General features: G+C 58.8%; 18 protein-coding genes. 8 read left to right on the top strand and 10 right to left on the bottom strand.

Translation table 11 applies throughout. The features are described 5' to 3' along the window. Positions 1 to 13 precede the first annotated feature (13 nt). The 7 genes from cmoM to ACJ8HA_RS09110 all read left to right on the top strand — a co-directional run bounded on the left by cmoM (position 14) and on the right by ACJ8HA_RS09110 (position 10742). The gene (gene cmoM / locus ACJ8HA_RS09140; RefSeq protein ID WP_025302286.1) at positions 14 to 799 is read left to right on the top strand and encodes a tRNA uridine 5-oxyacetic acid(34) methyltransferase CmoM; all 786 of its coding nucleotides are present in this window, start codon (positions 14 to 16) and stop codon (positions 797 to 799) included. Then, positions 796 to 2118 carry a chromosome partition protein MukF gene (mukF, locus tag ACJ8HA_RS09135; protein ID WP_004928228.1) on the top strand — a complete coding sequence of 441 codons (1323 nt, stop codon included), beginning with the start codon at positions 796 to 798 and terminating at the stop codon, positions 2116 to 2118. The genes cmoM and mukF overlap by 4 nt, the downstream gene beginning before the upstream one ends. Next, positions 2099 to 2827 carry a chromosome partition protein MukE gene (mukE, locus tag ACJ8HA_RS09130; RefSeq protein ID WP_004928226.1) on the top strand — a complete coding sequence of 243 codons (729 nt, stop codon included), beginning with the start codon at positions 2099 to 2101 and terminating at the stop codon, positions 2825 to 2827. The genes mukF and mukE overlap by 20 nt, the downstream gene beginning before the upstream one ends. Beyond that, complete coding sequence (gene mukB / locus ACJ8HA_RS09125) at positions 2824 to 7272, top strand: chromosome partition protein MukB (protein WP_043137650.1); 4449 nt, start codon at positions 2824 to 2826, stop codon at positions 7270 to 7272. Before mukE ends, mukB begins: the two co-directional genes overlap by 4 nt. Before the next feature lie 220 nt (positions 7273 to 7492). Next, positions 7493 to 9301 (top strand): L,D-transpeptidase, encoded by a 1809-nt coding sequence (ldtD, locus tag ACJ8HA_RS09120; RefSeq protein ID WP_164067932.1) that lies wholly within the window; start codon positions 7493 to 7495, stop codon positions 9299 to 9301. A 180-nt stretch (positions 9302 to 9481) separates the two neighbouring features. Beyond that, positions 9482 to 10030, top strand: coding sequence for a YcbK family protein (locus ACJ8HA_RS09115; protein ID WP_025302289.1), 549 nt, complete (start codon positions 9482 to 9484; stop codon positions 10028 to 10030). Between the two features lie 64 nt (positions 10031 to 10094). Beyond that, positions 10095 to 10742, top strand: a complete 648-nt coding sequence (locus ACJ8HA_RS09110; protein WP_025302290.1) for an MBL fold metallo-hydrolase — start codon at positions 10095 to 10097, stop codon at positions 10740 to 10742. 77 nt (positions 10743 to 10819) lie between these two features. Here ACJ8HA_RS09110 and ACJ8HA_RS09105 read toward each other — a convergent pair whose 3' ends face one another. The 5 genes from ACJ8HA_RS09105 to ACJ8HA_RS09085 form a co-directional block, all read right to left on the bottom strand. Then, on the bottom strand, positions 10820 to 12010 hold the full coding sequence (locus tag ACJ8HA_RS09105) for an amino acid aminotransferase (protein ID WP_442515302.1): 1191 nt from the start codon (positions 12008 to 12010) through the stop codon (positions 10820 to 10822). A gap of 244 nt (positions 12011 to 12254) precedes the next feature. After that, entirely contained in the window at positions 12255 to 13382 is a 1128-nt protein-coding gene (gene ompC, locus ACJ8HA_RS09100) for a porin OmpC (RefSeq protein ID WP_025302292.1), read from the bottom strand. 301 nt (positions 13383 to 13683) lie between these two features. Continuing rightward, positions 13684 to 15084 carry an asparagine--tRNA ligase gene (asnS, locus tag ACJ8HA_RS09095; protein WP_142590574.1) on the bottom strand — a complete coding sequence of 467 codons (1401 nt, stop codon included), beginning with the start codon at positions 15082 to 15084 and terminating at the stop codon, positions 13684 to 13686. Positions 15085 to 15297: 213 nt separating this feature from the next. Continuing rightward, entirely contained in the window at positions 15298 to 16503 is a 1206-nt protein-coding gene (pncB, locus tag ACJ8HA_RS09090) for a nicotinate phosphoribosyltransferase (RefSeq protein ID WP_025302293.1), read from the bottom strand. A 255-nt stretch (positions 16504 to 16758) separates the two neighbouring features. After that, positions 16759 to 18459, bottom strand: coding sequence for a GGDEF domain-containing protein (locus ACJ8HA_RS09085; RefSeq protein WP_025302294.1), 1701 nt, complete (start codon positions 18457 to 18459; stop codon positions 16759 to 16761). Positions 18460 to 18796: 337 nt separating this feature from the next. On the opposite strand from ACJ8HA_RS09085, the gene pepN reads away from it, so the two are divergent. Next, entirely contained in the window at positions 18797 to 21415 is a 2619-nt protein-coding gene (pepN, locus tag ACJ8HA_RS09080) for an aminopeptidase N (RefSeq protein ID WP_049204256.1), read from the top strand. 52 nt (positions 21416 to 21467) lie between these two features. On the opposite strand, the gene ssuB is transcribed toward pepN, so the two are convergent. The 5 genes from ssuB to ssuE are packed head-to-tail and all read right to left on the bottom strand — an operon-like array spanning position 21468 to position 25780. Next, complete coding sequence (gene ssuB / locus ACJ8HA_RS09075; RefSeq protein ID WP_025302296.1) at positions 21468 to 22241, bottom strand: aliphatic sulfonates ABC transporter ATP-binding protein; 774 nt, start codon at positions 22239 to 22241, stop codon at positions 21468 to 21470. Then, positions 22238 to 23032: an aliphatic sulfonate ABC transporter permease SsuC gene (ssuC, locus tag ACJ8HA_RS09070; RefSeq protein WP_049204257.1), complete on the bottom strand. Its 795-nt coding sequence runs from the start codon at positions 23030 to 23032 to the stop codon at positions 22238 to 22240. The genes ssuB and ssuC overlap by 4 nt, the downstream gene beginning before the upstream one ends. Before the next feature lie 11 nt (positions 23033 to 23043). Continuing rightward, entirely contained in the window at positions 23044 to 24192 is a 1149-nt protein-coding gene (ssuD, locus tag ACJ8HA_RS09065) for an FMNH2-dependent alkanesulfonate monooxygenase (protein WP_025302298.1), read from the bottom strand. 19 nt (positions 24193 to 24211) lie between these two features. Continuing rightward, positions 24212 to 25177, bottom strand: coding sequence for a sulfonate ABC transporter substrate-binding protein (locus ACJ8HA_RS09060; RefSeq protein ID WP_049295343.1), 966 nt, complete (start codon positions 25175 to 25177; stop codon positions 24212 to 24214). Between the two features lie 24 nt (positions 25178 to 25201). Beyond that, positions 25202 to 25780 (bottom strand): NADPH-dependent FMN reductase, encoded by a 579-nt coding sequence (gene ssuE, locus ACJ8HA_RS09055; RefSeq protein WP_043137622.1) that lies wholly within the window; start codon positions 25778 to 25780, stop codon positions 25202 to 25204. Between the last annotated feature and the right edge of the window lie 133 nt (positions 25781 to 25913).

Raw genomic sequence — 25913 nt, 5'->3', positions numbered from 1 at the left:
GGAGCCGTTGTCCATGCAGGATCGCAATTTTGACGATATTGCTGAAAAATTTGCGCGTAATATTTACGGCACCACGAAAGGAAAAATCCGCCAGGCGGTGGTTTGGCAGGATCTGACCGGGCTGCTGGCGCAGTTGCCGCAGCGGCCGCTGCGCATCCTTGACGCCGGGGGCGGGGAAGGCCATATGGCCTGCCAACTGGCAGAATTAGGACATCAGGTGTTGTTGTGCGATCTTTCTGGTGAGATGATCCAGCGCGCCGCGCAGCTGGCGGAGCAGAAAGGTGTGAGCCAGAACATGCAATTCGTACAAAGTTCTGCGCAGGATATCGCTCAACATTTGGAACAGCCGGTTGATCTGATATTGTTTCATGCAGTGCTTGAATGGATCGCAGAACCCGAAGCGGCACTGCAGGCATTGTGCGACTGTCTGACGCCGGGTGGCGCGCTGTCGCTGATGTTCTTCAACGCTAACGGTCTCTTGATGCGTAACGTGGTGTTGGGTAACTTCCAACTGGTGGATCCCGAAGTCAGACGGCGCCGCAAGCGTTCGCTGTCGCCACAATATCCGCACGATCCGCTATTGGTCTACGGCTGGCTGGAACAGCTGGGCATGCGCATCAGCGGCAAAACCGGCGTGCGGGTGTTTCACGACTACCTGCAGAGCAGACAGCTGCAAACACAAAAATTTGAAGAGTTACTGGCGCTTGAACAGCACTATTGCCGGCAGGAGCCGTACGTGAGTTTGGGGCGCTATATTCACGTCATGGCGCATAAACCAAACCTGAAGGACGAACTATGAGTGAATTTTCCCAGACAGTACCCGAACTGGTCGCCTGGGCACGGAAAAATGATTTCTCTATTTCGCTCCCTACGGAGCGTCTCGCATTTCTGCTCGCTATCGCCACCCTGAATGGCGAACGGCTGGACGGCGAGATGAGCGAAGGTGAGCTGGTTGATGCATTTCGCCATGTCAGCAAGGGTTTTGAACAGACGCATGAAACGGTGGCGATGCGCGCCAACAATGCGATCAACGACATGGTGCGCCAGCGCCTGTTGAACCGCTTTACCAGCGAATTGGCGGACGGCAACGCGATTTACCGCCTGACGCCGCTGGGTATCGGCATTACCGATTACTATATTCGCCAACGCGAATTCTCCACGCTGCGTCTGTCGATGCAGCTGTCGATCGTGGCGCAGGAACTCAAACGCGCCGCCGATGCCGCCGACGAGGGCGGCGACGATTTCCATTGGCATCGCAACGTGTTCGCGCCGTTGAAATATTCGGTGGCGGAAATCTTCGACAGCATCGACATGACGCAACGTGTGATGGACGAGCAGCAGCAGAGCGTGAAAAACGACATCGCGGCGCTGCTGAGCAAAGACTGGCGGGCGGCGATCTCCAGCTGCGAAATGCTGCTGTCGGAAACCTCGGGCACCCTGCGCGAACTGCAGGATACGCTGGATGCGGCGGGCGACAAGCTGCAGGCCAATCTGCTGCGCATCCAGGACGCAACCCTCGGCAACGTGGAGCTCGGCTTCGTCGACAAGCTGGTGTTCGATCTGCAGAGCAAGCTGGATCGCATCATCAGTTGGGGTCAGCAGGCGATCGACCTGTGGATCGGCTACGATCGCCACGTACATAAATTTATCCGTACCGCTATCGATATGGATAAAAACCGCGTGTTCGCCCAACGCTTGCGCCAGTCGGTGCAAACCTATTTCGACCACCCTTGGGCGCTGACCCATGCCAATGCCGATCGTCTGCTGGACATGCGCGACGAAGAACTGGCGCTGCGCAGCGAGGAAGTGACCGGGGAACTGCCGCCGGATCTGGAGTTCGAAGAGTTCAGCGAAATTCGCGAACAGCTGGCGGCGATGATCGAAGAGGCGCTGAAGGTGTACCAGGAACAGCAGATGCCGCTCAATCTTGCAGCGGTGATGCGCGATTACCTGGCGCAATATCCGCGTGCGCGTCATTTCGACGTGGCACGTTTAGTGGTCGACCAGGCAGTGCGCCTCGGTGTGGCTGAAGCAGATTTCTCAGGGTTGCCGGCGGAATGGCAGGCAATCAATGATTACGGAGCCAAGGTCCAGGCCCATGTCATCGACAAATATTGAACAAGTAATGCCAGTCAAGCTGGCCAAGGCGCTGTCCAACTCGCTGTTCCCGGCGCTGGATAGCCAACTGCGCGCGGGTCGTCACATCGGTATCGATGAGCTGGACAACCACGCCTTTTTAATGGATTTCCAGGATGAGCTGGAAGAATTTTACAACCGTTACAGCGTCGAGCTGATTCGGGCGCCGGAAGGTTTCTTCTATTTGCGTCCGCGCTCCACCACGCTGATCCCGCGTTCGGTGCTGTCCGAGCTGGATATGATGGTCGGCAAGATCTTGTGCTACCTGTATCTCAGCCCCGAGCGCCTGGCGCACGAAGGCATTTTCAGCCATCAGGAGCTGTACGACGAGCTGCTGAGCCTGGCGGATGAGAACAAGCTGCTGAAGTTCGTCAACCAGCGCTCCACCGGTTCGGATCTCGATCGGCAGAAGCTGCACGAGAAGGTGCGCACCTCGCTGAACCGCCTGCGCCGCCTCGGCATGGTCTATTTCATGGGCAATGACAGCAGCAAGTTCCGCATTACCGAGGCGGTGTTCCGCTTCGGCGCCGACGTGCGCAGCGGCGACGATCCGCGTGAAGCGCAGCTGCGCATGATTCGCGACGGCGAGGCGATGCCGGTTGAAACCAGCCTGTCGCTTAACGATGAGAATGACGCTGAGGATCAGCAGGTTGATAACGCTCCTGACGGTGCAGAGGATGAACAGGAATGATTGAACGCGGTAAATTTCGCTCGCTGACGCTGGTTAACTGGAACGGTTTCTTCGCCCGTACCTTTGATCTGGATGAGCTGGTGACCACGCTGTCCGGCGGTAACGGGGCGGGGAAGTCCACCACCATGGCGGCCTTCGTCACCGCACTGATCCCCGACCTGACGCTGCTGCACTTCCGTAACACCACCGAAGCGGGCGCCACCAGCGGTTCGCGCGACAAAGGCTTGCACGGCAAGCTGCGTGCCGGCGTGTGTTACTCCACCCTCGACGTCGTCAACTCGCGCCACCAGCGCGTGGTGGTCGGTGTGCGCCTGCAGCAGGTGGCAGGGCGCGATCGTAAGGTCGACATCAAACCTTTCACCATCCAGGGCCTGCCGACCGCGGTACAGCCGACCGAACTGCTGACCCAGACCGTGGGCGATCGCCAGGCGCGCGTGCTGTCGCTGCAAGAGCTGAAAGAGCGCGTGGAAGAGATGGAGGGCGTGCAGTTCAAGCAGTTTAACTCCATCACCGATTACCACTCGCTGATGTTCGATCTGGGCGTGATCCCGAAACGTCTGCGTTCGTCCGCCGATCGCAGCAAATTCTACCGTCTGATTGAAGCGTCGCTGTACGGTGGTATCTCCAGCGCCATCACCCGCTCGCTGCGCGATTACCTGCTGCCGGAAAACAGCGGCGTGCGCAAGGCGTTCCAGGACATGGAAGCGGCGCTGCGCGAAAACCGCATGACGCTGGAAGCAATCCGCGTCACCCAGTCGGATCGCGACCTGTTCAAGCATTTGATCTCCGAGGCCACCTCCTATGTGGCGGCGGACTATATGCGCCACGCCAACGAACGCCGCATCCATCTGGACGGCGCGCTGGCGCTGCGCAGCGATCTGTTGGGCAGCCGCAAGCAGCTGGCCGCCGAACAGTATCGCCATGTGGAAATGGCGCGCGAGCTGAGCGAACAGAGCGGCGCCGAATCCGATCTGGAAACCGATTACCAGGCCGCCAGCGACCACCTGAATCTGGTGCAGACGGCGATGCGTCAGCAGGAGAAGATCGAACGCTATGAAGCCGATCTGGAAGAGCTGACCTACCGTCTGGAAGAGCAGAACGAAGTGGTGGCCGAGGCGAGCGAGCAGCAGGCCGAAAACGAGGCGCGCGCCGAAGCGGCCGAGCTGGAAGTGGACGAACTGAAGAGCCAGTTGGCCGACTACCAGCAGGCGCTCGACGTGCAGCAGACCCGCGCCATTCAGTACCAACAGGCGCTGCAGGCATTGGAGCGCGCGCGCGCGCTGTGCCAACTGCCGGACCTGACCGCCGACAACGCAGAACAGTGGCTGGACACCTTCCAGGCCCGCGAGCAGGAAGCGACCGAAGCGTTGCTGATGCTGGAACAGAAGCTGAGCGTGGCCGACGCCGCACACGGCCAGTTCGAACAGGCCTATCAGCTGGTGGGTAAAATTGCCGGCCAGGTCAGCCGCAGCGAAGCCTGGCAGTGCGCGCGCGAATTGCTGCGCGACTGGCCTTCGCAGCAACACCTCGCCGAGCGCGTTCAGCCGCTGCGTTTGCGCCTGAGCGAACTGGAACAGCGCCTGCGCTCGCAGCAGGACGCCGAACGCCTTCTGAACGAATTTTGCAAACGCCATGGCCAAGAGTACCAGCCGGACGATCTCGACATGCTGCAACAGGAGCTTGAAGAGCGCCTGGAAGCGCTGTCGCAGAACGTCAGCGAAGCCGGTGAACGCCGTATGGAGATGCGCCAGGAACTGGAGCAGATCCAGCAGCGCATCCGTGAGCTGACGGCGCGTGCCCCGGTGTGGCTGGCGGCGCAGGACGCCCTGGGCCAGCTCAGCGATCAGAGCGGAGAGCCGCTGGAAAACAGCCAGCAGGTGACCGAATACATGCAGCAGCTGCTGGAGCGCGAGCGGGAAACCACCGTCGAGCGCGACGAAGTGGCGGCCCGCAAACGTGAAGTGGAAGCGCAGATCGAACGTCTCAGCCAGCCGGGCGGCGCGGAAGATCAACGCCTGGTCACGCTGGCCGAACGTTTCGGCGGCGTGCTGCTGTCGGAAATTTACGATGATGTCACCATCGACGACGCGCCTTACTTCTCGGCGCTGTACGGCCCTTCGCGCCACGCCATCGTGGTGCCGGATCTGTCGCTGGTGCGCGAGATGCTGGAAGGGCTGGAAGATTGCCCGGAAGATCTTTACCTGATCGAAGGGGATCCGCAGTCGTTCGATGACAGCGTGTTCGCCGTCGAAGAGCAGGACAAAGCGGTGGTGGTGAAGATCGCCGATCGCCAGTGGCGTTATTCTCGTTATCCGGAAGTGCCGTTGTTCGGCCGCGCGGCGCGCGAAAACCGTCTGGAAGTGCTGCATGCCGAGCGTGAAACGCTGGCGGAGCGTTACGCCACGCTGTCGTTCGACGTGCAGAAAACCCAGCGTTCACACCAGGCCTTCAGCCGCTTTATCGGCACCCATCTGGCGGTGGCGTTCGACGCTGATCCGGAAGCGGAGATCCGCGGTTTGAGCGCCCGCCGTGGCGAAATCGAACGCGCGCTGAACAATCACGAAGCGCAGAACCAGCAGCAGCGTCAGCAGTACGATCAGGCCAAAGAGGGCATTTCCGCGCTCAACCGCCTGATGCCGCTGGTATCGTTGCTGAACGATGAAACGCTGCAGGATCGCGTCGACGAGATCCGCGAAGAGCTGGAAGAGGCGCAGGACGCCGCGCGTCATATTCAGCAGCACGGCGTGTCGCTGACCAAGCTGGAGCCGCTGCTGTCGGTGCTGCAGAGCGATCCGCAGCAGCATGAACAGCTGCAGCAGGACTACGCGCAGGCGCAAAGCGTGCAGCGCCAGGCCAAACAGCAGGCGTTCGCGCTGACGGAAGTGGTGCAGCGCCGCGCGCATTTCAGCTATACCGACTCCGCCGGCATGCAGAATGCCAACAACGATCTCAACGACAAGCTGCGTCAGCGCCTGGAGCAGGCGGAAGCCGAACGCGCCCGTGCCCGTGAACAGCTGCGTCAGTATCAAACCCAGTTCACCCAGTACAGCCAGGTGCTGGCCTCGCTGAAAAGTTCGTATGACGCCAAGCGCGACATGCTGAAAGAGCTGAGCCAGGAGCTGGTAGATATCGGCGTGCAGGCCGACGCCAACGCCGAAGCGCGTGCGCGCCAGCGCCGCGACGAGCTGCATACGGCGTTGAGCAACAACCGTGCTCGTCGCAATCAGTTGGAGAAACAGCTGACCTTCTGCGAAGCCGAAATGGATGGCCTGCAGAAGAAACTGCGCAAGCTGGAACGCGACTATCATCAGCTGCGCGAGCAGGTGGTGACCGCCAAGGCGGGCTGGTGCGCGGTGATGCGTCTGGTGAAAGACAATGGCGTGGAACGCCGCCTGCATCGCCGCGAGCTGGCGTATATGGATGGCGACGAGCTGCGTTCGATGTCGGATAAGGCGCTCGGTGCGCTGCGTCTGGCCGTGGCGGACAACGAACACCTGCGAGACGTGCTGCGCCTGTCGGAAGATCCGAAGCGGCCGGAGCGCAAGATTCAGTTCTATATCGCGGTGTACCAACACCTGCGCGAGCGTATCCGTCAGGACATCATTCGCACCGACGATCCGGTCGAGGCCATCGAGCAGATGGAGATCGAGCTGGGCCGTCTAACCGAAGAGCTGACCGCGCGCGAGCAGAAGCTGGCGATCAGTTCGAAAAGCGTGGCCAACATCATTCGCAAAACCATTCAGCGCGAACAGAACCGTATTCGCATGCTGAACCAGGGGCTGCAGGCCGTTTCCTTCGGCCAGGTGAAGAGCGTGCGCCTGAACGTCAATGTGCGAGAAGCGCACGCCACCCTGTTGGACGTGCTCTCTGAGCAACAGGAACAACATCAGGATCTGTTTAACAGTAACCGCCTGACCTTCTCCGAAGCGTTGGCCAAGCTTTACCAGCGCCTGAATCCGCAGATCGACATGGGGCAGCGCACGCCACAGACCATCGGCGAAGAGTTGCTGGACTACCGCAACTATCTGGAGATGGAAGTGGAAGTGTACCGTGGCTCCGACGGCTGGCTGCGTGCGGAAAGCGGCGCGTTGTCGACCGGTGAAGCCATCGGTACCGGGATGTCAATTCTGGTGATGGTGGTACAGAGCTGGGAAGAAGAGTCCCGCCGTCTGCGCGGCAAAGACATCTCGCCGTGTCGCCTGCTGTTCCTCGATGAAGCGGCGCGTCTGGATGCCAAGTCGATCGCCACGCTGTTCGAACTGTGCGACCGTCTGGAGATGCAGCTCATCATCGCGGCGCCGGAAAACATCAGTCCAGAGAAGGGCACCACCTATAAACTGGTGCGTAAGGTGTTCCAGAACCACGAGCATGTGCACGTGGTGGGGCTGCGCGGTTTTGCCGGCGAGCCGCCGGCGCTGGGTACTGCGTCGGTTGAAACGCAGTAAGGTAGAAAAACGCCCTAAAAATCCGAAAATAGCCGCCGTAGGGTGGCTATTTTTTTGTACGCGTGGATGATAGTCCTGCTTTTTTATCCGTTGAAAAGCGGTTAGTTTAATCAGATAAACAGTAATTCGACGCCCGCAGGGCGAAACGGCCTTTCTGTTTGTATACTGAAACTATATGCAGTTTTTGACGTTTTTTTTGTGAGCATACAGGGGGCAAGGGATGTTGCTTAAAAAGGGAAACTCTCTACGACGTTTGGCGCTGAGTGGCGCTATCGCCTGTAGTCTTGTGTCGTCGTTTTCCGCATCGGCCACCGTAGCGGCGTTACCAGTGGCATCAGCAGGCATGTCCGTTGCGCAGAGCCGTTCTGAACTGCTGGCCGCGTTGCCGCGCGGCATGGATTTGCACTACCTGTCCACGCTGGCGCCGCTGTATGCGGCGAACCATATGCAGCCGATGTGGCAGGATCGCGAAGCCGTTCAGCAGTTTCAGCAGCAGCTGGCCGAGCTGGCGATGTCCGGCGTGCAGCCGCAGTTCACCCAGTGGGTGAAGATGTTGACCGATCCGGCGCTCAATGAAGTGGGCCGCGATGTGGTGTTGTCCGATGCGATGCTGGGCTATTTGCAGTTCGTGTCCGCGATCGGCGCCAACGGCAACAACTGGCTGTACAGCAATATTCCCTACAAGCTTGGCTTGCCGCCCACCGCAGTGATTAATCAGTGGCAGCTGGCGGTGCGCCAGGCGCGTACCCTGAGCTACGTGAATTCGCTCGCGCCGCAACATCCGCAATACGCCAAGATGCATCAGGCGCTGCGCGACTTGCTGGCGGACAATCGCCCTTGGCCCCAGGTGGGCAGTGGCCCGAGCCTGCGCCCAGGCCAAATGAGCAATGATATCCCGGCGCTGCGTGAGATCCTGACGCGCACCGGTATGCTGGCCACCTCGGCGCCGGAAGCGGAAGCGGAACCGGCGGTGGTCTCGGCGAAGAGCAATGAGCCCGACGACGGCGGGCTGACGGTAGACGAAGAGAAAAGCCGCGTGACGGTCAGCCCATCGGCGGCGCCGGTGACGGAGCTGACCGCGGAACAGACGCCGCCGCAGATCGGCAGCGTGGTGAGCGACAATCTCTATACCGACGAGCTGGCGGAGGGCGTCAAGCGCTTCCAGAAATGGCAGGGGCTGACGGCGGACGGCGTGATCGGCGTACGCACTCGCGAGTGGCTCAACGTGTCACCGAAAACCCGTGCCGCGCTGTTGGCGTTGAATATCCAACGTCTGCGAATTTTACCGGGGCATGTCGGCACTGGCATTATGGTGAACATTCCCAATTACTCGCTGACCTACTATCAGAACGGCAACGAAGTGTTGTCCTCCCGCGTTATCGTCGGGCGGCCGAGCCGCAAGACGCCGCTGATGAGCAGCGCGTTGAACAACGTGGTGGTCAACCCGCCTTGGAACGTGCCGACTACGCTGGTGCGTGAGGATATTGTGCCGAAGGCGATGCGCGACGGTAACTATTTCCAGAAACACGGCTATACCGTGCTGTCAGGCTGGAGCAACGATGCGGAAGTGATCAACCCGGCGATGATCGACTGGAGCATGGTCTCTGCGCGTAACTTCCCGTATCGCGTTCGTCAGGCGCCGGGGGCGACCAACTCGCTGGGGCGTTTCAAGTTCAATATGCCGAGCTCGGACGCTATCTATTTGCACGATACCCCGAACCACAGCCTGTTCCAGAAAGATATCCGCGCGCTCAGCTCCGGCTGCGTGAGGGTGAATAAGGCGTCCGATTTGGCGAATATGCTGCTGCAGGACGCCGGCTGGAACAACAGCCGCGTGTCTTCCACACTGAAAGAGGGGAATACCACTTATGTGAATATTCGCCAGCGTATTCCCGTAAAACTGTATTATCTTACCGCCTGGGTTTCGGATGACGGCCAACCGCAATTCCGTACAGATATTTACAATTATGATAATACGGTGCGATCGGGCGCACAAATTTTGGCTCAGGCCAAAAAATTAATGCAGTAAATGCAGTAATTATAAATAAATAACGGTCAGAATGTTTGGCTATACCGCAGGCCCCCGTAGCCGGGGGCCTGTAAACCTAGGCGTATCGCGGGTTGACTCAGCATACGCAGGCGGTTATGGTTCGGACAGTGCGCTGCTTTGTGCATTTATTTTGACATTCTTGCCGGGTTTAACAGAGTCATGGACAAAATTGATCATCACCGCCGTAAATGGCTGGCGCTAGGTGGCGCTGCTATGGGCATAGCGCTGCTTCCAGGGCAGGCGTTTGCCAGTCTTTCCACCGCTCGACCGCGTATTTTAGTGCTGAATAACCTGAATACCGGTGAATCTATTAAAGCCGAGTTCTTTGACGGCAAAGGTTACAATAAAGAAGAGTTGGTGCGGTTAAATCATCTGTTCCGCGATTATCGCGCCAACAAGGTTAAATCGATCGATCCCCGCTTGTTTGATCACCTTTATCGTCTGCAGGGGCTGCTGGGCACCAGCAAGCCGGTGCAGCTGATCTCCGGATACCGTTCCGTAGATACCAACAACGAATTGCGCGCACACAGCCGCGGCGTGGCCAAGCACAGCTACCACACCAAGGGCCAGGCGATGGATTTCCACATCGAAGGTATCCAATTGAGTAATATCCGTAAAGCGGCGTTAAAAATGCGCGCCGGTGGTGTAGGATATTACCCACGTAGCAACTTCGTACACATCGATACCGGCCCGGTTCGGACCTGGTAACCGCTGTGCCGTCAGTGAATAACGCCGCCCTTTGCGGAAGCGGCGTTATTGTCGTTGGAGCCTTATGAAATACCATCTTATTCCCGTTACCGCTTTTAGCCAGAACTGCAGCCTGATTTGGTGTGAAAACACGCAGCAAGCGGCGTTGGTCGATCCCGGCGGTGAAGCGGAAAAAATCAAAGCGGAAGTCGCGCAGCAGGGGGTGATGATCACTCAGATCTTGCTGACTCACGGCCATTTGGATCATGTTGGTGCGGCGGCGGAGCTGGCGGACCATTATCAGGTGCCGATTTACGGCCCGGATAAAGAAGACGCTTTTTGGCTGGATGGTTTGCCGGCGCAGAGCCGGATGTTCGGGCTGGAAGAGTGTGCGCCGCTGACGCCGACTCGCTGGCTGTCAGAAGGTGATGAGATGCAGGTGGGCGAAATGACGCTCAAGGTGCTGCACTGCCCCGGGCATACGCCGGGCCACATCGTCTTTATCAATGAGCAAGCGCGTTTGGCGCTGGTGGGCGACGTGCTGTTTAACGGTGGCGTAGGGCGCAGCGACTTCCCGCGCGGTGACCATCAGGCGCTGATCGCCTCTATTCGCACCAAGCTGCTGCCATTGGGCGACGATATGCGCTTTATTCCTGGCCACGGCCCGATGTCGACCTTTGGCCACGAGCGCCAGACCAACCCGTTCCTGCGCGAAGAGCCGGCAGTGTGGTAGCGATTATTTCCCGGCAGAAATAATCAAGGGCGCATAGAGCGCCCTTTTTTTATGATTTATGACCTGTGTCGATGCATTTAGAGCACGGCGACGATGGCTTCACACAGCGGTGCCATGTTGTCCGGCGTCATGCCGGCCACGTTCACCCGGCCTGAGTTCACGGCGTAGACGCCAAACTCTTCGCGCAGACGCAGCACCTGTTCTTTGGTCAGACCGCTGAAGGAGAACATGCCATTCTGCTGGATGATGAAGCTGAAGTCCTGTTGGGCGCCTTTTTCCTGCAGGGTGTTCACGAACAGCTGACGCATGCGGTGAATGCGCTGGCGCATGTCGGTCAGCTCCTGCTCCCACATCGCGCGCAGCGCATCGTTACCCAAAATGGTGGCGACAACGGCGGCGCCGTGTGACGGCGGGTTGGAGTAGTTGGCGCGAATAGCCGCTTTTACCTGGCTGAAGGCGCGATCGGCGGTTTCGGCATCGGCAGCTACAATGGTGCAAGCGCCGACGCGCTCATTGTACAGACCGAAGTTTTTTGAGTAGGAGCTGGCGACAATCAGCTCTTGATGTTTGGCGGCGAAAATACGCAGGCCCTGCGCATCCTCTTCCAGACCCTTGGCGAAGCCCTGGTAGGCGAAGTCGAACAGAGGCAGCCAGCCATTGGCCACGGAAAGCTCAGCCAGCTGTGCCCACTGTTCCGCCGTTGGATCGATACCGGTCGGGTTATGGCAGCAGCCGTGAAACAGCACCACATCACCGGCCTGGGCCTGTTTCAGGCTGTTCAGCAGGCCGTCGAAATCCAATGCGTGGTTGGCGGCGTCGTAGTAGGCGTACTCCAGGACTTCCAGGCCCACGGCGCTAAAGACGTTCTTGTGGTTCGGCCAGCTTGGGTTGCTGATCCAGATGCGCTTGGCGCTGGTCTGGTTGGCGATAAAGTCTGCCGCCACGCGCAGGCCACCGGTGCCACCTGGCGTCTGTGCGGTGCGCGCGCGACGATCGGCGACGCTCGGGCTCTCTTTACCGAACAGCAGCACTTGCGTGCAGCTGGCAAACGCCGGGATGCCTTCAATGCCGAGATAGTTTTTGGTGGTCTCATTTTCCAGCAGATACTGTTCAGCTTTCTTTACGCTGGTTAACACCGGGGTTTTACCGGTTTCGTCTTTATAAACGCCAATCCCTAAATTGATTTTATTCGGGCGGGCGTCGGCGCGGAAAATGTCGGTCAGGCCCAGGATCGGGTCGGCGGGTGCGGCGGTGATTTTTTCAAACATGTCAGGTGCTTCCAAATCTCGGAGTTAAGCAGACAGAAGCATCAGGGTAGCGCCAGTTATCGGCTTTGCCAACCGTTTGCGATAAAAACACCGCGATCTTGTGAACGGGAAGGATTCGACAGAAAAAATGATGGGGAAGGGGAAATCTGCAGGATAAAACGTTACCGGAAGACACAAATAAAAACAGGGCCGAAGCCCTGTTTTTTAACTTAGCCGACGGTAAACCGCCGTTAAGCGAGACAACTTAGAACTGGTACACCAGACCAACAGCTACGATATCGTCGGTAGCGGTGCCGGTTGCTTTGGTGAACTCGTTGTCATCCAGCAGGTTGATTTTGTAATCAACGTAGGTGGACATGTTTTTGTTGAAGTAGTAAGTGGTACCAACAGAAACATATTTAACCAGATCTTGGTCAGAACCTACGCCTGGGACGTTCAGGTTTTTACCTTTAGACTGCAGGTAAGACACTTCTGGACGCAGACCGAAGTCGAACTGGTACTGAGCAGTCACTTCGAAGTTCTGAGTTTTGCTCGCGAAGCCACCGCACTTGTCATCGGTAGCTGCACAGCCTGGACCGAAGTTACCGCCGCCGAACGGGGTCATGTTACGGGTTTCTGCGTACATCGCCGCCAGGTAAACGTTGTTGGCGTCGTATTTCGCACCCACGGTCCATGCATCAGCCTTGTCGCCACGCTCGTTGGAACGCAGTTTCTGATCGTCGGTACGGTTGGAGGACGCGTATGCAGCGCCGAAGCTTACGCCTTCGCCGATGTCATAAGTAGAGGAGATACCCCAGCCGTCGCCGTTTTGTTTCTTGACGTTACGACCGTCGTTCTGGTTTTTGCCCTGGTATTGCAGAGCGAAGTTCAGACCGTCAACCAGACCGAAGAAGTTGTTGTTACGATAGGTCGCAACGCCGTTGGTACGGCCGGTCATGAAGTTGTCGGTGTAGGTGTAGGTGTCGCCACCGAACTCTGGCAGCATATCGGTCCAGCCTTCCACGTCGTACAGTACGCCGTAGTTACGGCCGTAGTCGAAGGAGCCGTAGTCAGCGAATTTCAGACCGGCGAAGCCCAGACGGGTTTTGGTGCCTTCGGTGCCCTGAGATTCGGAGTGGTTAGCCTGGACGTTGTATTCCCACTGGCCGTAACCGGTCAGTTGGTCAGTAATCTGAGTTTCACCTTTGAAGCCGAAACGAACATAGGTCTGATCGCCGTCGTTACCTTTGTCGTCGGAGAAGTAGTGCAGACCGTCAACTTTGCCGTACAGATCCAGCTTGTTGCCGTCTTTGTTGTAGATTTCAGCTGCGTTTGCTGCACCAGCAGCCAACAGAGCCGGGATAACCACTGCAAGAATGTTGCGCTTCATCATTATTACCCTCATTGGTGTTATTCGGACACCTTTGCCACTGCCGCCAATAATTCTTTGGGAACTATTGTTGATAGATTGGTGTCGTCCTGTGTCTGAACGCAGTGTTCCATTCACAGGCGGGTTAATCTAGGACGAAAATGATACCAATGTCCCAATCAGGTTGCAAAAGGAAAGTATGTGTAACCAAATGTAATTTTTCGGGAACTTTGTGACGTGCGTCAATATTAAAAAATGCGAAAGGCCAGCGAGGCTGGCCTTTGTTTTGTAACGAAATCGTTTAAAAAACGAGTGATCGTATAAATTAGAAGCTTGCGTTACGTGGCGTGCGTGGGAATGGAATCACATCGCGCACGTTTTGCACGCCGGTGACATAGGCGATTAAACGTTCAAAGCCCAGGCCGAAACCGGAATGCGGCACGGTGCCGTAGCGGCGCAGATCGCGATACCACCAGTAGTCTTCTTTATTCAGACCCATCTCTTCCAGACGCTGATCGAGCACGTCGAGGCGTTCTTCACGCTGCGAGCCGCCGATGATTTCGCCGATGCCCGGTGCCAGCACGTCCATGGCCGCAACGGTTTTGCCGTCTTCGTTCATGCGCATATAGAACGCTTTGATGTCTTTCGGGTAGTTTTTCACCACCACCGGCGCTTGGAAGTGTTTCTCAGCCAGGTAACGTTCATGTTCGGAAGAGAGATCGATACCCCAGGAAACCGGGTTTTCGAAGGTTTGGCCCGAGGCCAGCAGGATCTCAATGGCGTCGGTGTAGTCCACCTGGGCGAAATCGGAAGAAACGAAACGCTCCAGACGAGCGATAGCGTCTTTATCCACGCGCTCGGCGAAGAATTTCAGATCGTCGGCGCGTTCATCCAGCACCGCCTGGAACACATACTTCAGCATGCTTTCGGCCAGGCCGGCAACGTCGTCCAGCGTCGCGAAGGCCACTTCCGGCTCGATCATCCAGAATTCCGCCAGGTGGCGGCTGGTGTTGGAGTTTTCGGCGCGGAAGGTTGGGCCGAAGGTGTAAACCTTCGACAGCGCGCAAGCGTAGGTTTCGCCGTTCAGCTGGCCGGAAACGGTAAGGAAGGCTTCCTTACCGAAGAAGTCTTCGCTGAAGTCGACGGCGCCCTTGTCGGTGCGCGGCAGGTTTTCCAGGTCCAGCGTGGACACGCGGAACATCTCGCCGGCGCCTTCGGTATCGGAGGCGGTGATCAGCGGGGTGGACACCCAGAAATAGCCTTTTTCATGGAAGAAGCGGTGAATCGCCTGCGCCAGCGTATGACGCACGCGCGCCACGGCGCCGATCAGGTTGGTACGCGGGCGCAGGTGAGCCACTTCGCGCAGGTATTCGATGCTGTGACGTTTGGCCGCCATCGGGTAAGTGTCCGGATCGTCGACCCAGCCGACCACTTTGATCGCGGTAGCCTGCAGTTCGAAGCTCTGGCCTTCGCCCGGTGAAGCGACGACTTTGCCGGTGACTTCAACCGAACAACCGGTAGTCAGATGCAGCACTTCATCCTGATAATTCGGCAGAGAATTATTAACGACGGCCTGTAACGGATCAAAGCAGGAACCGTCATAGACGGCCAGGAAGGAGATACCAGCTTTTGAATCTCTCCGGGTACGTACCCAGCCGCGTACGGTGACTTCACTGTCAACCGCAGCACGACCTTGCAGTACGTCGACTACAGGCACTACGCTCATAGATTTCTCTCTTTAATAATTTGGTTTAGAAATAGCTTACAACCCAAGAATATGGGGGTAATGGCTATGTTACTTGCCGCGGTGCAGAGCACAAGCAGAAATCATCGGATTGGCGCAACATTTATTGCGGCTGACTGAAAAGAGGGCGGTCGGGATAAAAACAAAAAAGCCGGCGCGTGAACCAGGCCGGCTTTCTTTCTATATAGAGGCGGTTCAGCTGGCTTTCTTCACCAGCGGCAGATCGAAGGCTTTGCGCAGGGCCCTGACGAAAGCCTGGTCCTGGCAGATGGTCTTGCCGGGGCTGTCGGAGAGTTTAGCCACCGGCTTGCCTTTGCATTCGACCAGCTTGATCACGATATTCAATGGCTTAACGCCCGGAATATCGCAGGTCAGGCGCGTGCCGATACCGAAGCTGAGATTGATGCGCTGATAGAAGTGGCGATAGAGCGCCAGCGCTTTTTCCAGATCCAGGTTGTCCGAGAACACCAGCGTTTTGCTCATCGGATCGATGCCCAGTTTTTCGTAGTGGGCAATGGCTTTTTCACCCCACTCGACGGGATCGCCCGAATCGTGGCGCAGACCCTGATAACGCTCGGCGAACTGCGGGCCGAAGTCGCGCAGGAAGGCATCCATGGTAATGCAGTCGGTGAGCGCGATGCCGAGCTGATCCGGGTATTCATCCAGCCAGGCCTGCAATGCGGCGCGCTGGCTGTTGGCCAGCACCGGGCTTATCTGCTGATGCGCCTGGAACCATTCATGCGCCTGCGTGCCGACCGGCGCCAGGCCGAGCTGATGAGCCAGATCGTAATTGCTGGTGCCCGACAGGTACGGGAATTCGGCCTGCAAGGTGCTGACGATGGCCTGCTGCACGCCCTGAGAGAAACGGCGACGGGTACCGAAGTCCATCAGCTTGAAGCGCGAAAGGTCGAGATCGCCCGCCAGCGCCTTGAACTGCGCCAGCTTGGTTTGCAGATGCGCCACCGCCTGTTCCGGCGTCGCCAGCGGCGAGCGCCGGCGGTGCACCACTTCACTGATCACCGCCAGCAACGGCACTTCCCACATGATCACTTCACGCCAGGGGCCGGCGATGCGGATGTGCAGTTTTCCGTCGCGGTTGTCGATGGTGACCTGCTGCGGATCGTAGCGGAACGTGCGCAGCCAGTTCAGGTAATCCTGACGGAAGAAGGGCAGACCCGAAAGATAAGCGAATTCGGCGTCGGTCAGCGCCAGTCGGCTCATCAGCGCCACCTGCGCGCGGATCTCGTCGGCATATTCGCCCAACAGTTCGTCGCCGCGGCAGCGGAATTCCGCCGCCACGCTGATCGCGGGATAGCGATGGAACACTGCTTGCTGCATATGAAGCTTATAAGCATCGGTATCAAGCAGTGATGTCAAAATCGGGGAAGCGTATTGAGTCATAGCGCGTTACAGCATCCTCGTCAGGCGCGTGTCCAAATCCGGATAATCATAAAAGTGGGGGTGGAGTATACCCGGATTATCCTGTTATTGAAGCTGCATCACACCATAAATCACCAAAGCGGGTCGAGGATTAAACGTGCCTTTATGACGGCCTGGCGGCGATGGGGAGAAAAAAAAGCCAGATATGCCTGTAAGGTGAATGACTTACCCTAATTAGTCATAAAAATTATAATGTTAATTATTTTAAACAGCGAATCAGATAAAGCCGGCTTCGGTATGCACGCTGACCCGATCCTTGCCGCTCTTTTTGCAAAAATAGAGCGCTTCGTCCGCCTGTTTGATCGCCGCCTGCAGTGCGGTGAACGCGTTGACCGGCGCGATGCCGCAGCTGGTGGTGAAATGCACTTGCCGTCCGTCGGCCAGGTGTAGCGTCAGGCGATGAGTGCGGGCGCGCAATTGCTCCATGATGTCCCGCGCGTTGTCCAACGAACAGTTACCCAGCAGCACCGCAAACTCTTCGCCGCCGTAGCGGCAGAAAATGTCGCTGGCACGGAACGCGCGTTGCAGCAGGTGTCCGAATGCCACCAGCGCCCGGTCGCCCACGTCGTGGCCGTAGCTGTCGTTGAGCTGTTTGAAGTTGTCGATATCGATCAGGCAAAAGGCCTGCGGGTAGCTGCCGTCGCCCAGCAGCTGAGATTCAAGGAAGAATTTACGACGGTTGTAGATATTGGTGAGCGGATCGAGGAAGGAAGAGGCCTCGAGCTCTTTAATCAGCAGTTGTTTCTCGCTCTCCAGCGAGACCTTGTCCAACTGGTATTGCCTGAGCTGCTGAATGGCGTCGCTGATGGCGATCAGTTCCTGGCTGTAGAAGGCGTCGTTGCGATCGATATTCATCTCACCGCGCGACAGCCGTACGATATTGTTGTGGGTCTTGGTCAGCCAACGGTTGATGCTGGTGCAGAACACCAGCGCCGGCAAAATGAACAGCAATACCACCAGGCCGGCAAGTGCGATCATGCCGTAAATGGTCGTCTGGCTGTCGTAAATCTTGTGGCGCGAGGCGAGGGTTTCCAATTCGAAGCTGCGCTGATACAGCGCCTGCGAAAGCCCGCTCACATCGTCGACATAGCGCGAGATAAGCGCTGTGGGATAGGGCTTGTGGGTATCGATAGCGGTGTACAGCCCATCGGTAATCTGTTGAAGGCGTTCAGCGGACACCTGGGCGAGTAACGCATTGACGATGTCGGTGATTTGTCCATCGTCGTAGTTGATCTTCATGAAGATCAATCGGGTGCTCAGGGCGTTCAGCACGCCGGTCAGTTGAATGGACTTCAGATAGGCGTCTTTGCGAACCAGCGGGCTTACATTGACGTCGATAATCTGATCGCTCAATTCCGTCAGTGACATATTCAGCCGGTTATTGAGACGGATGGCCTCGAGAAACATAAAGGAGTCGGTATCCACCATCCGGGTATCGTAGGTATAACGGTAATAGCTCTTGCTGGTTTGCGAGATGTAATAGGCGCTGTTGATGTTGAACAGATTAGCGTTGGTGTTATTGATCTGCGAAAGCTGCAGGTTGTCATTATCCAGCAACTGTTCCATCAGGCCGATCATCGACAGCGCGGCAATTTTTTGCCGAACCCCGAGCTGTCTGGCGACCTCATCGTCCAGATGTTCGCGGATCCGGGTGATTCTCTCGCGCGCCACCCGATCGGCGGCCAAACATTGCGCGCGGGTGATCTGAGGATCGATCAGGCTCAATCGTTTGAGACGGTGAGCCTGCAGCGCCGCCTGGAAGGCTTCGGAGATTTCTTTGGCGCGATCAATTTTGTACAGGTTGAGTTGGTTGTCGCGGTAATCGGTATGGGCTTCAAGCAGCTCATCGACGATGAACAGAGAGAAGGAGGTCATCAGGCACAGGGTAAAAAAATAGATTGCGTATTTGATTTTCATAGTGCGAGTCATCCCTGGGCCTGATGCCGCAATTATACCACCATGCCGCCTGAGCCGCCTCAACTATGCCGGCGCCCCCCGATGGTGGTTTTTTAGCATTAAATGCTGATTTTTATTTAGCCATTGGTCACCCGCGCTGCCGCCAGACGGACGATTTATGATTTGCCTCTGATTTCTCTATCGTGGTCGCCCGGCGGCTCTGGGCTTTTCGGCCAGCTGTGATACAGTTTATTCACAATTCAGGCCCGCCGCGCGCTGCCGGGAAACACACCGGCTGCAGTACGAAGGGGAAGAGCGGCCTGGCACCTATAACTCACTGAGATGTTTAAGGGTTTTTATGACACAACAGCCACAGGCAAAATACCGCCACGACTATCGCGCGCCCGATTACACCACGACCGATATCGATTTGGACTTCAGTCTGGACGCGGAAACCACGCGCGTGACCGCCGTCAGTAAAATCAAACGTCAGGGCACGGCCGGTGCACCGCTGGTGCTGGATGGTGAAGATCTGACGCTGGTGAGCATTCAGGTCGACGGCCAACCGTGGAGTGCCTACCGTCAGCAGGATAACCAGCTGATCATCGATGAGTTGCCGGCACAATTCACTCTTACCATCGTCAACGACATTCACCCGGCGAAAAACACCGCGCTGGAAGGGCTGTACCTGTCCGGCGATGCGCTGTGCACGCAATGCGAAGCCGAAGGCTTCCACCACATTACCTATTACCAGGATCGCCCGGACGTGCTGGCGCGCTTTACCACTCGCATCGTGGCCGACAAGGCGCGCTATCCGTTCCTGCTGTCAAACGGCAACCGCATTGGCCAGGGTGAATTGGCCGATGGCCGCCACTGGGTGCAATGGCAGGATCCGTTCCCGAAACCTTGCTACCTGTTCGCGCTGGTGGCGGGGGACTTCGACGTGCTGCGCGACAGCTTCACCACCCGTTCAGGCCGTAAGGTCGCACTGGAGCTGTTCGTCGATCGCGGCAATCTGGATCGCGCCGACTGGGCGATGACGTCGCTGAAGAACTCGATGAAGTGGGACGAGACCCGCTTCGGTCTGGAATACGATCTCGACATTTATATGATCGTGGCGGTCGATTTCTTCAATATGGGCGCGATGGAGAACAAAGGGTTAAATATCTTTAACTCCAAATATGTGCTGGCGAAGGCGGAAACCGCCACCGACAAGGATTACCTGAACATCGAAGCGGTGATTGGCCACGAATACTTCCACAACTGGACCGGTAACCGTGTGACCTGCCGAGACTGGTTCCAGCTCAGCCTGAAAGAGGGGCTGACGGTGTTCCGCGATCAGGAGTTCAGTTCCGATCTGGGATCGCGCTCGGTCAACCGCATCGATAACGTGCGCGTAATGCGCGGCGCGCAGTTCGCCGAAGACGCCAGCCCGATGGCGCACGCCATCCGCCCGGACAAAGTGATCGAGATGAACAACTTCTACACCCTGACGGTGTATGAAAAAGGTTCTGAAGTGATCCGCATGATGCACACCCTGCTGGGGGAAGCGAACTTCCAGAAAGGAATGCAGCTCTATTTCGAACGCCACGACGGCAGCGCCGCCACCTGCGATGACTTCGTACAGGCGATGGAGGACGCGTCCAACGTGGATCTGTCGCGCTTCCGCCGTTGGTATAGTCAGTCCGGCACGCCGCTGTTGACGGTGCGCGACGAGTACGATGCGGAAACTCAGCAATATCGCCTGCATGTCAGCCAGAAAACCGCGCCGACCGCCGAACAGCCTGAGAAGTTGCCGCTGCATATCCCGCTGGATATCGAGCTGTACGACAGCGAAGGCAACGTCATCGCGCTGCAGAAGGGCGGCCTGCCGGTCAACAACGTGCTGAACGTCACCGAAGCGGAGCAGACCTTCGTGTTCGACGGCGTGGCGCACAAGCCGGTGCCGTCGCTGCTGCGTGAATTCTCTGCGCCGGTGAAACTGGATTATCCGTACAGCGATCAGCAACTGACCTTCCTGATGCAGCACGCGCGCAATGAGTTTGCGCGTTGGGATGCGGCGCAGAGCCTGCTGGCGACCTACATCAAACTGAACGTGGCGCGGCACCAGCAGAAGCAGCCGTTGTCGCTGCCGCTGCACGTGGCCGATGCGTTCCGCGCGGTGCTGCTGGACGAAAAACTGGATCCGGCGCTGGCGGCGCAGATCCTGACCTTGCCGTCGGAGAACGAAATCGCCGAGCTGTTCGCCACTATCGATCCAGAAGCGATCGCCGCGGTGCACGAAGCGATCGTACGCTGCCTGGCGCGGGAGTTGGCCGATGAGTGGCTGGCGGTGTATCACGCCAACAAGACCGACGGCTACCGCGTGGAGCATGGCGAGATCGCCAAGCGCGCCTTGCGTAATGTGTGCCTGGGCTATCTGGCGTTCGGCGAAGATGTGGTGCTGGCGGACCAGCTGGTGAGCGAACAGTATCGCCAGGCGGACAACATGACCGACTCGCTGGCGGCGCTGTCTGCTGCGGTCGCGGCCCAGCTGCCGTGCCGCGATGCGCTGCTGGCGGCGTTCGACGAGCGCTGGCATCAGGATGGCCTGGTGATGGACAAATGGTTCGTGCTGCAGGGCAGCAGCCCATCGGCAGACGTGTTGAGCAAGGTGCGCGCGCTGCTGCAACACCGCTCGTTCAGCCTGAGCAACCCGAACCGCACCCGCTCGTTGATTGGCGGCTTCGCTTCCGGCAACCCGGCGGCGTTCCATGCCGCGGACGGCAGCGGCTATCAGTTCCTGGCGGAGATCCTCAGCGATCTCAACCAGCGCAACCCGCAGATCGCCGCGCGCCTGATTGAACCGCTGATTCGCCTGAAGCGTTACGACGCGGGCCGTCAGGCGCTGATGCGCAAGGCGCTGGAACAGTTGAAAGGGTTGGAAAACCTGTCCGGCGATCTGTACGAGAAGATCAGTAAGGCGCTCGACGCCTGATCTTTTCACGCTGATATAGATAAGGGACGGCCTGCGCCGTCCCTTTTTTCGTTCAATTCGCCGCCTGGCGTGAGCTGGCCGCGGTGACCGGCGGCGATAATACCCGCTCCAGCACTTCAGCTTCCAGTTCCGCCAGCCTGGCCGAACCTTTGCGGCGTGGCCGCGGCAGATCGATGCTCAGATCCAGTCCGATGTGGCCCTCTTCAATCAGGATCACCCGATCCGCCAGCGTGATGGCTTCGCTGACGTCGTGCGTCACCAGCAGTACGGTAAAACCGTGCTGCTGCCACAGTGTCTCTATCAGCCCTTGCATCTCGATGCGCGTCAGGGCATCCAGCGCCCCGAGCGGTTCGTCCAGCAGCAGCAGGCGGGGGCGGTGGATCAGCGCGCGCGCCAGGGCGACCCGCTGCTTTTGTCCACCGGACAGCGCCGCCGGCCAGTCGCGGGCGCGATCCGCCAAACCGACCGCGTCCAGTGCCTGCAGCGCCGCGTCGTGCCAGTGGCCGCGCAGCCCCAGGCCCACGTTGTCGATCACCGTTTTCCACGGCAGCAGGCGCGCATCCTGAAACATCAACCGGGTATCCTCTTTGGCGGCGGCAAGCGGCGCGTTGCCGCTGAGCAGCGCGCCGCTGCTGGCCTGTTCCAGGCCGGCTAACAGGCGCAGCAGGGTGCTCTTGCCGCAGCCGCTGCGGCCGACCACCGCCACGAACTGCCCGGCGGAAATGCGCAGCTGAATATTGTCCAGCACCGTGCGGTTGCCGTAACGTTTGCCGATGGACTCCAGCGTCACCGGCGTGCCTTGTGCAAGGCGAGCGGGAAGGGTCATAGCGCTTCTCCCTGTTTCAGTTGATAGGCCGGATGCCAGCGTAACCAGACGCGCTCTAGCAGCTGCGCGCCCACGTCCGCCAGCTTGCCGAGCAGGGCGTACAGCACGATCGCCACTACCACCACGTCGGTTTGCAGAAATTCACGCGCGTTCATCGCCAGGTAGCCGATGCCCGAATTGGCCGAGATGGTTTCGGCGACGATCAGCGTCAGCCACATGAAGCCGAGAGCGAAACGCACGCCGACCATAATCGACGGCAGCGCGCCTGGCAGCACCACCTGTGTAAACAGGCGGAAACCGCTCAGACCGTAGCTGCGGGCCATCTCCAGCAGGCCGCGATCGATGTTTTTGATGCCGTGATAGGTATTGAGATAAATCGGGAACAGCGTACCGAGCGCCACCAAAAAGATCTTGGCGGACTCATCGATGCCGAACCACAGGATCACCAGCGGGATCAGCGCCAGGTGCGGCACGTTGCGGATCATTTGCACCGAGCTGTCCAACAGACGTTCGCCCCAGTGCGACAACCCGGTAATAAAACCGAGGATCAGTCCGATGCTGCCGCCGATGGCAAAGCCGATCAACGCGCGCTGGCTACTGATGCTCAGGTGCTGCCACAGCTCGCCGCTTTGGCTCAGGCGCCAGAAGGCGGCGAGCACCGCGCTCGGCGCCGGCAAAATGCGGTTGGACAGCCAGCCAGTTTCGACGGCGATTTGCCAGAGGATCACCAGCGCCAACGGCAGCGCCCAGGGAGCCAGCCGATACAGGATGCGTTGTACGTTATTTGCCATCGGGGTGCTCCTCAGCTCTGCGACACTTTTTGCGGAACATAAATGTTGGCCACCACTTCGCCCTGCGGGCGCACCGGCTGAAGGCGCGCAGGCGTTTCTTCCTGCGCCAGATCGAGGTGAGGGAACAGCAGTTCTCCGACGCGGTAGGCCTCTTCCAGATGCGGATAGCCGGAGAGAATAAAGGTGTCGATGCCCAGATCGGCGTATTCCTGCATGCGTGCGGCGACCGTCGGGCCATCGCCCACCAGCGCGGTGCCGGCGCCGCCGCGCACCAGGCCGATGCCGGCCCACAGGTTCGGGCTGATCTCCAGGTTGTCCTTCTTGCCGCCGTGCAGCGCCGCCATGCGCCGTTGGCCGACGGAGTCGAAGCGCGCAAAGGCCTGCTGCGCGTTGGCGATGGTTTCCTCATCGAGGTGGGCGATCAGCCGATCGGCGGCGCGCCAGGCCTCTTCGGTGGTTTCCCGCACGATGACATGCAGACGGATGCCGAAACGCACCTGTCGGCCCTTCGCCGCCGCTTTGGCGCGTACTTCCTCGATCTTCTCTTTGACCTGCGCCGGCGGCTCTCCCCAAGTGAGGTACATTTCTACCTGTTCGGCGGCCAGATCCTGCGCGGCGGCGGAGGATCCGCCGAAATAGAGCGGCGGACGCGGTTGCTGCACCGGTGGGAACAGCAGCTTGGCCCCTTTCACCTGAATATGCTTGCCGTCGAAATCGACGGTTTCGCCTTCCAGTACCCGGCGCCAGATATGAGTGAACTCGGTCGAGGCCTCGTAACGCTCTTCATGACTGAGATGCAACCCCTCCGCCGCCAGCTCTTCCGGATCGCCGCCGGTGACCAGATTGAACAGCGCGCGCCCGTTGGACAGGCGATCCAGCGTCGCCGCCTGACGCGCCGCCAGCGTAGGGGAGATGATGCCCGGCCGCAACGCAACCAAAAATTTCAGCCGCTGGGTGACCGGGATCAGCGAGGCGGCCACCAGCCAAGAGTCTTCGCAAGAGCGACCGGTGGGGATCAGCACACCGCCGAATCCCAGCCGATCCGCCGCCTGGGCGATCTGCTGCAAGTAACCGTGATCGACGCTGCGAGCGCCCTGCGCGCTGCCAAGATAGTGGCCGTCGCCATGGGTGGGTAAAAACCAGAAAACGTTCAGGCTCATCGTCAATGTTCCCCCGTATTTATTGCGCGCTTGGGCGCCAGATGCGTTGCGAGATGTCGACCTTCACCGGCACCAACCGGTTGGCGTAAAACAGGTCGGCGGTTTGCTGCTGCGCGGCGATCGTATGCGCATCTAGCGGTGTGATGGCGGTCGGGGGGCGGTGATCCAGATAGCTGGCGATCACCGGTTCCGGCAGCCCCATGGCGTTGGCCAGCAGGGTCACGCTTTGCGCCCGGTCGCTGCGGGTGAGTGCATCGGCCTGGGTTAGCACCGTCAGGACCTGGCTGATAAAGGCGCCATTGGCTTCGACATAGGGGCGCGCCGCCAGATAGAAGGAACCGGTCTGGTTCAGATCGGTGCCGTCGCCGAGCACCCGCACGCCGCCCTGCAGCAGCGCGGCGGAATAATAAGGATCCCAGATAGCCCAGGCATCGACGTTGCCCTGCTGGAATGCGGCGCGCGCATCGGCGGGCGTCAAATAGGCGGGCTGGATATCCGTAAATTTCAGTCCGGCCTTTTGCAGCGATCGCAGCAGCAGGTTATGTGAGCTGGATCCTTTCTGGAACGCGACCTTATGGCCTTTCAGATCGGCGACGGTTTTGATCGGGCTATTTTCCGGCACCAGGATTACTTCGGCCTTCGGTTTGGGCGGCTCAACGCCGACATACAGCAGATCCGCGCCGGCGGCCTGCGCAAAGATCGGCGGAATATCACCGGTGCTGCCCAGATCGATGCTGCCGACGTTCAAGGCCTCCAGCATCTGCGGGCCGGCGGGAAATTCAATCCAACTGATGCGGGTGGCGGGGAAGCGTTCCTCCAGCAGCCGGTGGCTTTTCGCCAGCACCAGACTCACCGATCCTTTCTGGTAACCGATGCGAAATTGCGCCGGATCCTGCGCGACGGCGGCGTTGGCCCAGACCAGCGACAGCAGGCCGGTGAAGGCCGCGGCGCTCAGCCAACGTCGCAAAGCGTTGCGTTGTTTCATTCAGGCCCTCCTTTTCCAGGCATGTCAGGCGGTTTGACGCGCCGTCAGCGGCGAGGCGACGCGCAGCGCGGGCGGTTTGCGGCGGCCAAGCGCCAAATAGAAACTGGCGAGCGCCTCTTCCAACCGGGCGGCCACGGCGTCGGTGAGCGTGGCGCTTTCGCCGGTCAGTTGGATCTGGCTGTCGTCGGCGAACACGCCGTGCAGCACCTCTTGCGCTTTCAGCGCCGCCAGCACCGGTTTCAGCGCATAGTCCACCGCCAGCATGTGACCGACGGAACCGCCGGTCGCCAGCGGCAGCACCACCTTATGATCCAGCGCGCGTTCCGGCAGCAGGTCCAGCAGGGTTTTCAGCGCGCCGGAGAACGACGCTTTATAAACCGGCGTGGAAATCAGCAGGCCGTCGGCCTGCGCCAGCTGCTCGGCAAACGCCTTGATCGCCGGACTGTTGAAGTTGGCGTACAGCAGGTCTTCGGCGTCAAAGTCGTGCAGGGTATAGGCCGTCACTTCCACCCCTTGCTGCCGCAGCCAGTTCTGACTCAGCGAGAGCAGCGCGGCGGAACGTGATGGGATACGTGGGCTACCGGCCAGTGATATAACGCGCATTGCCACTCCTTATAACTAAAAGTTAGGTTTAATTAGAAAATCAATGGGAAGTGTTTTAAACCTACCAGCAACCGGGCGCGTTGTTTAAATCTCATTTTTTGATTTGGATATGCGCAAAAGCGGATTGGCGCCG

The organism is Serratia sp. CY33802 (assembly GCF_052169095.1).
GTDB lineage: Bacteria > Pseudomonadota > Gammaproteobacteria > Enterobacterales > Enterobacteriaceae > Serratia > Serratia bockelmannii.
This window is presented reverse-complemented; position numbering and strand designations above follow the sequence as displayed.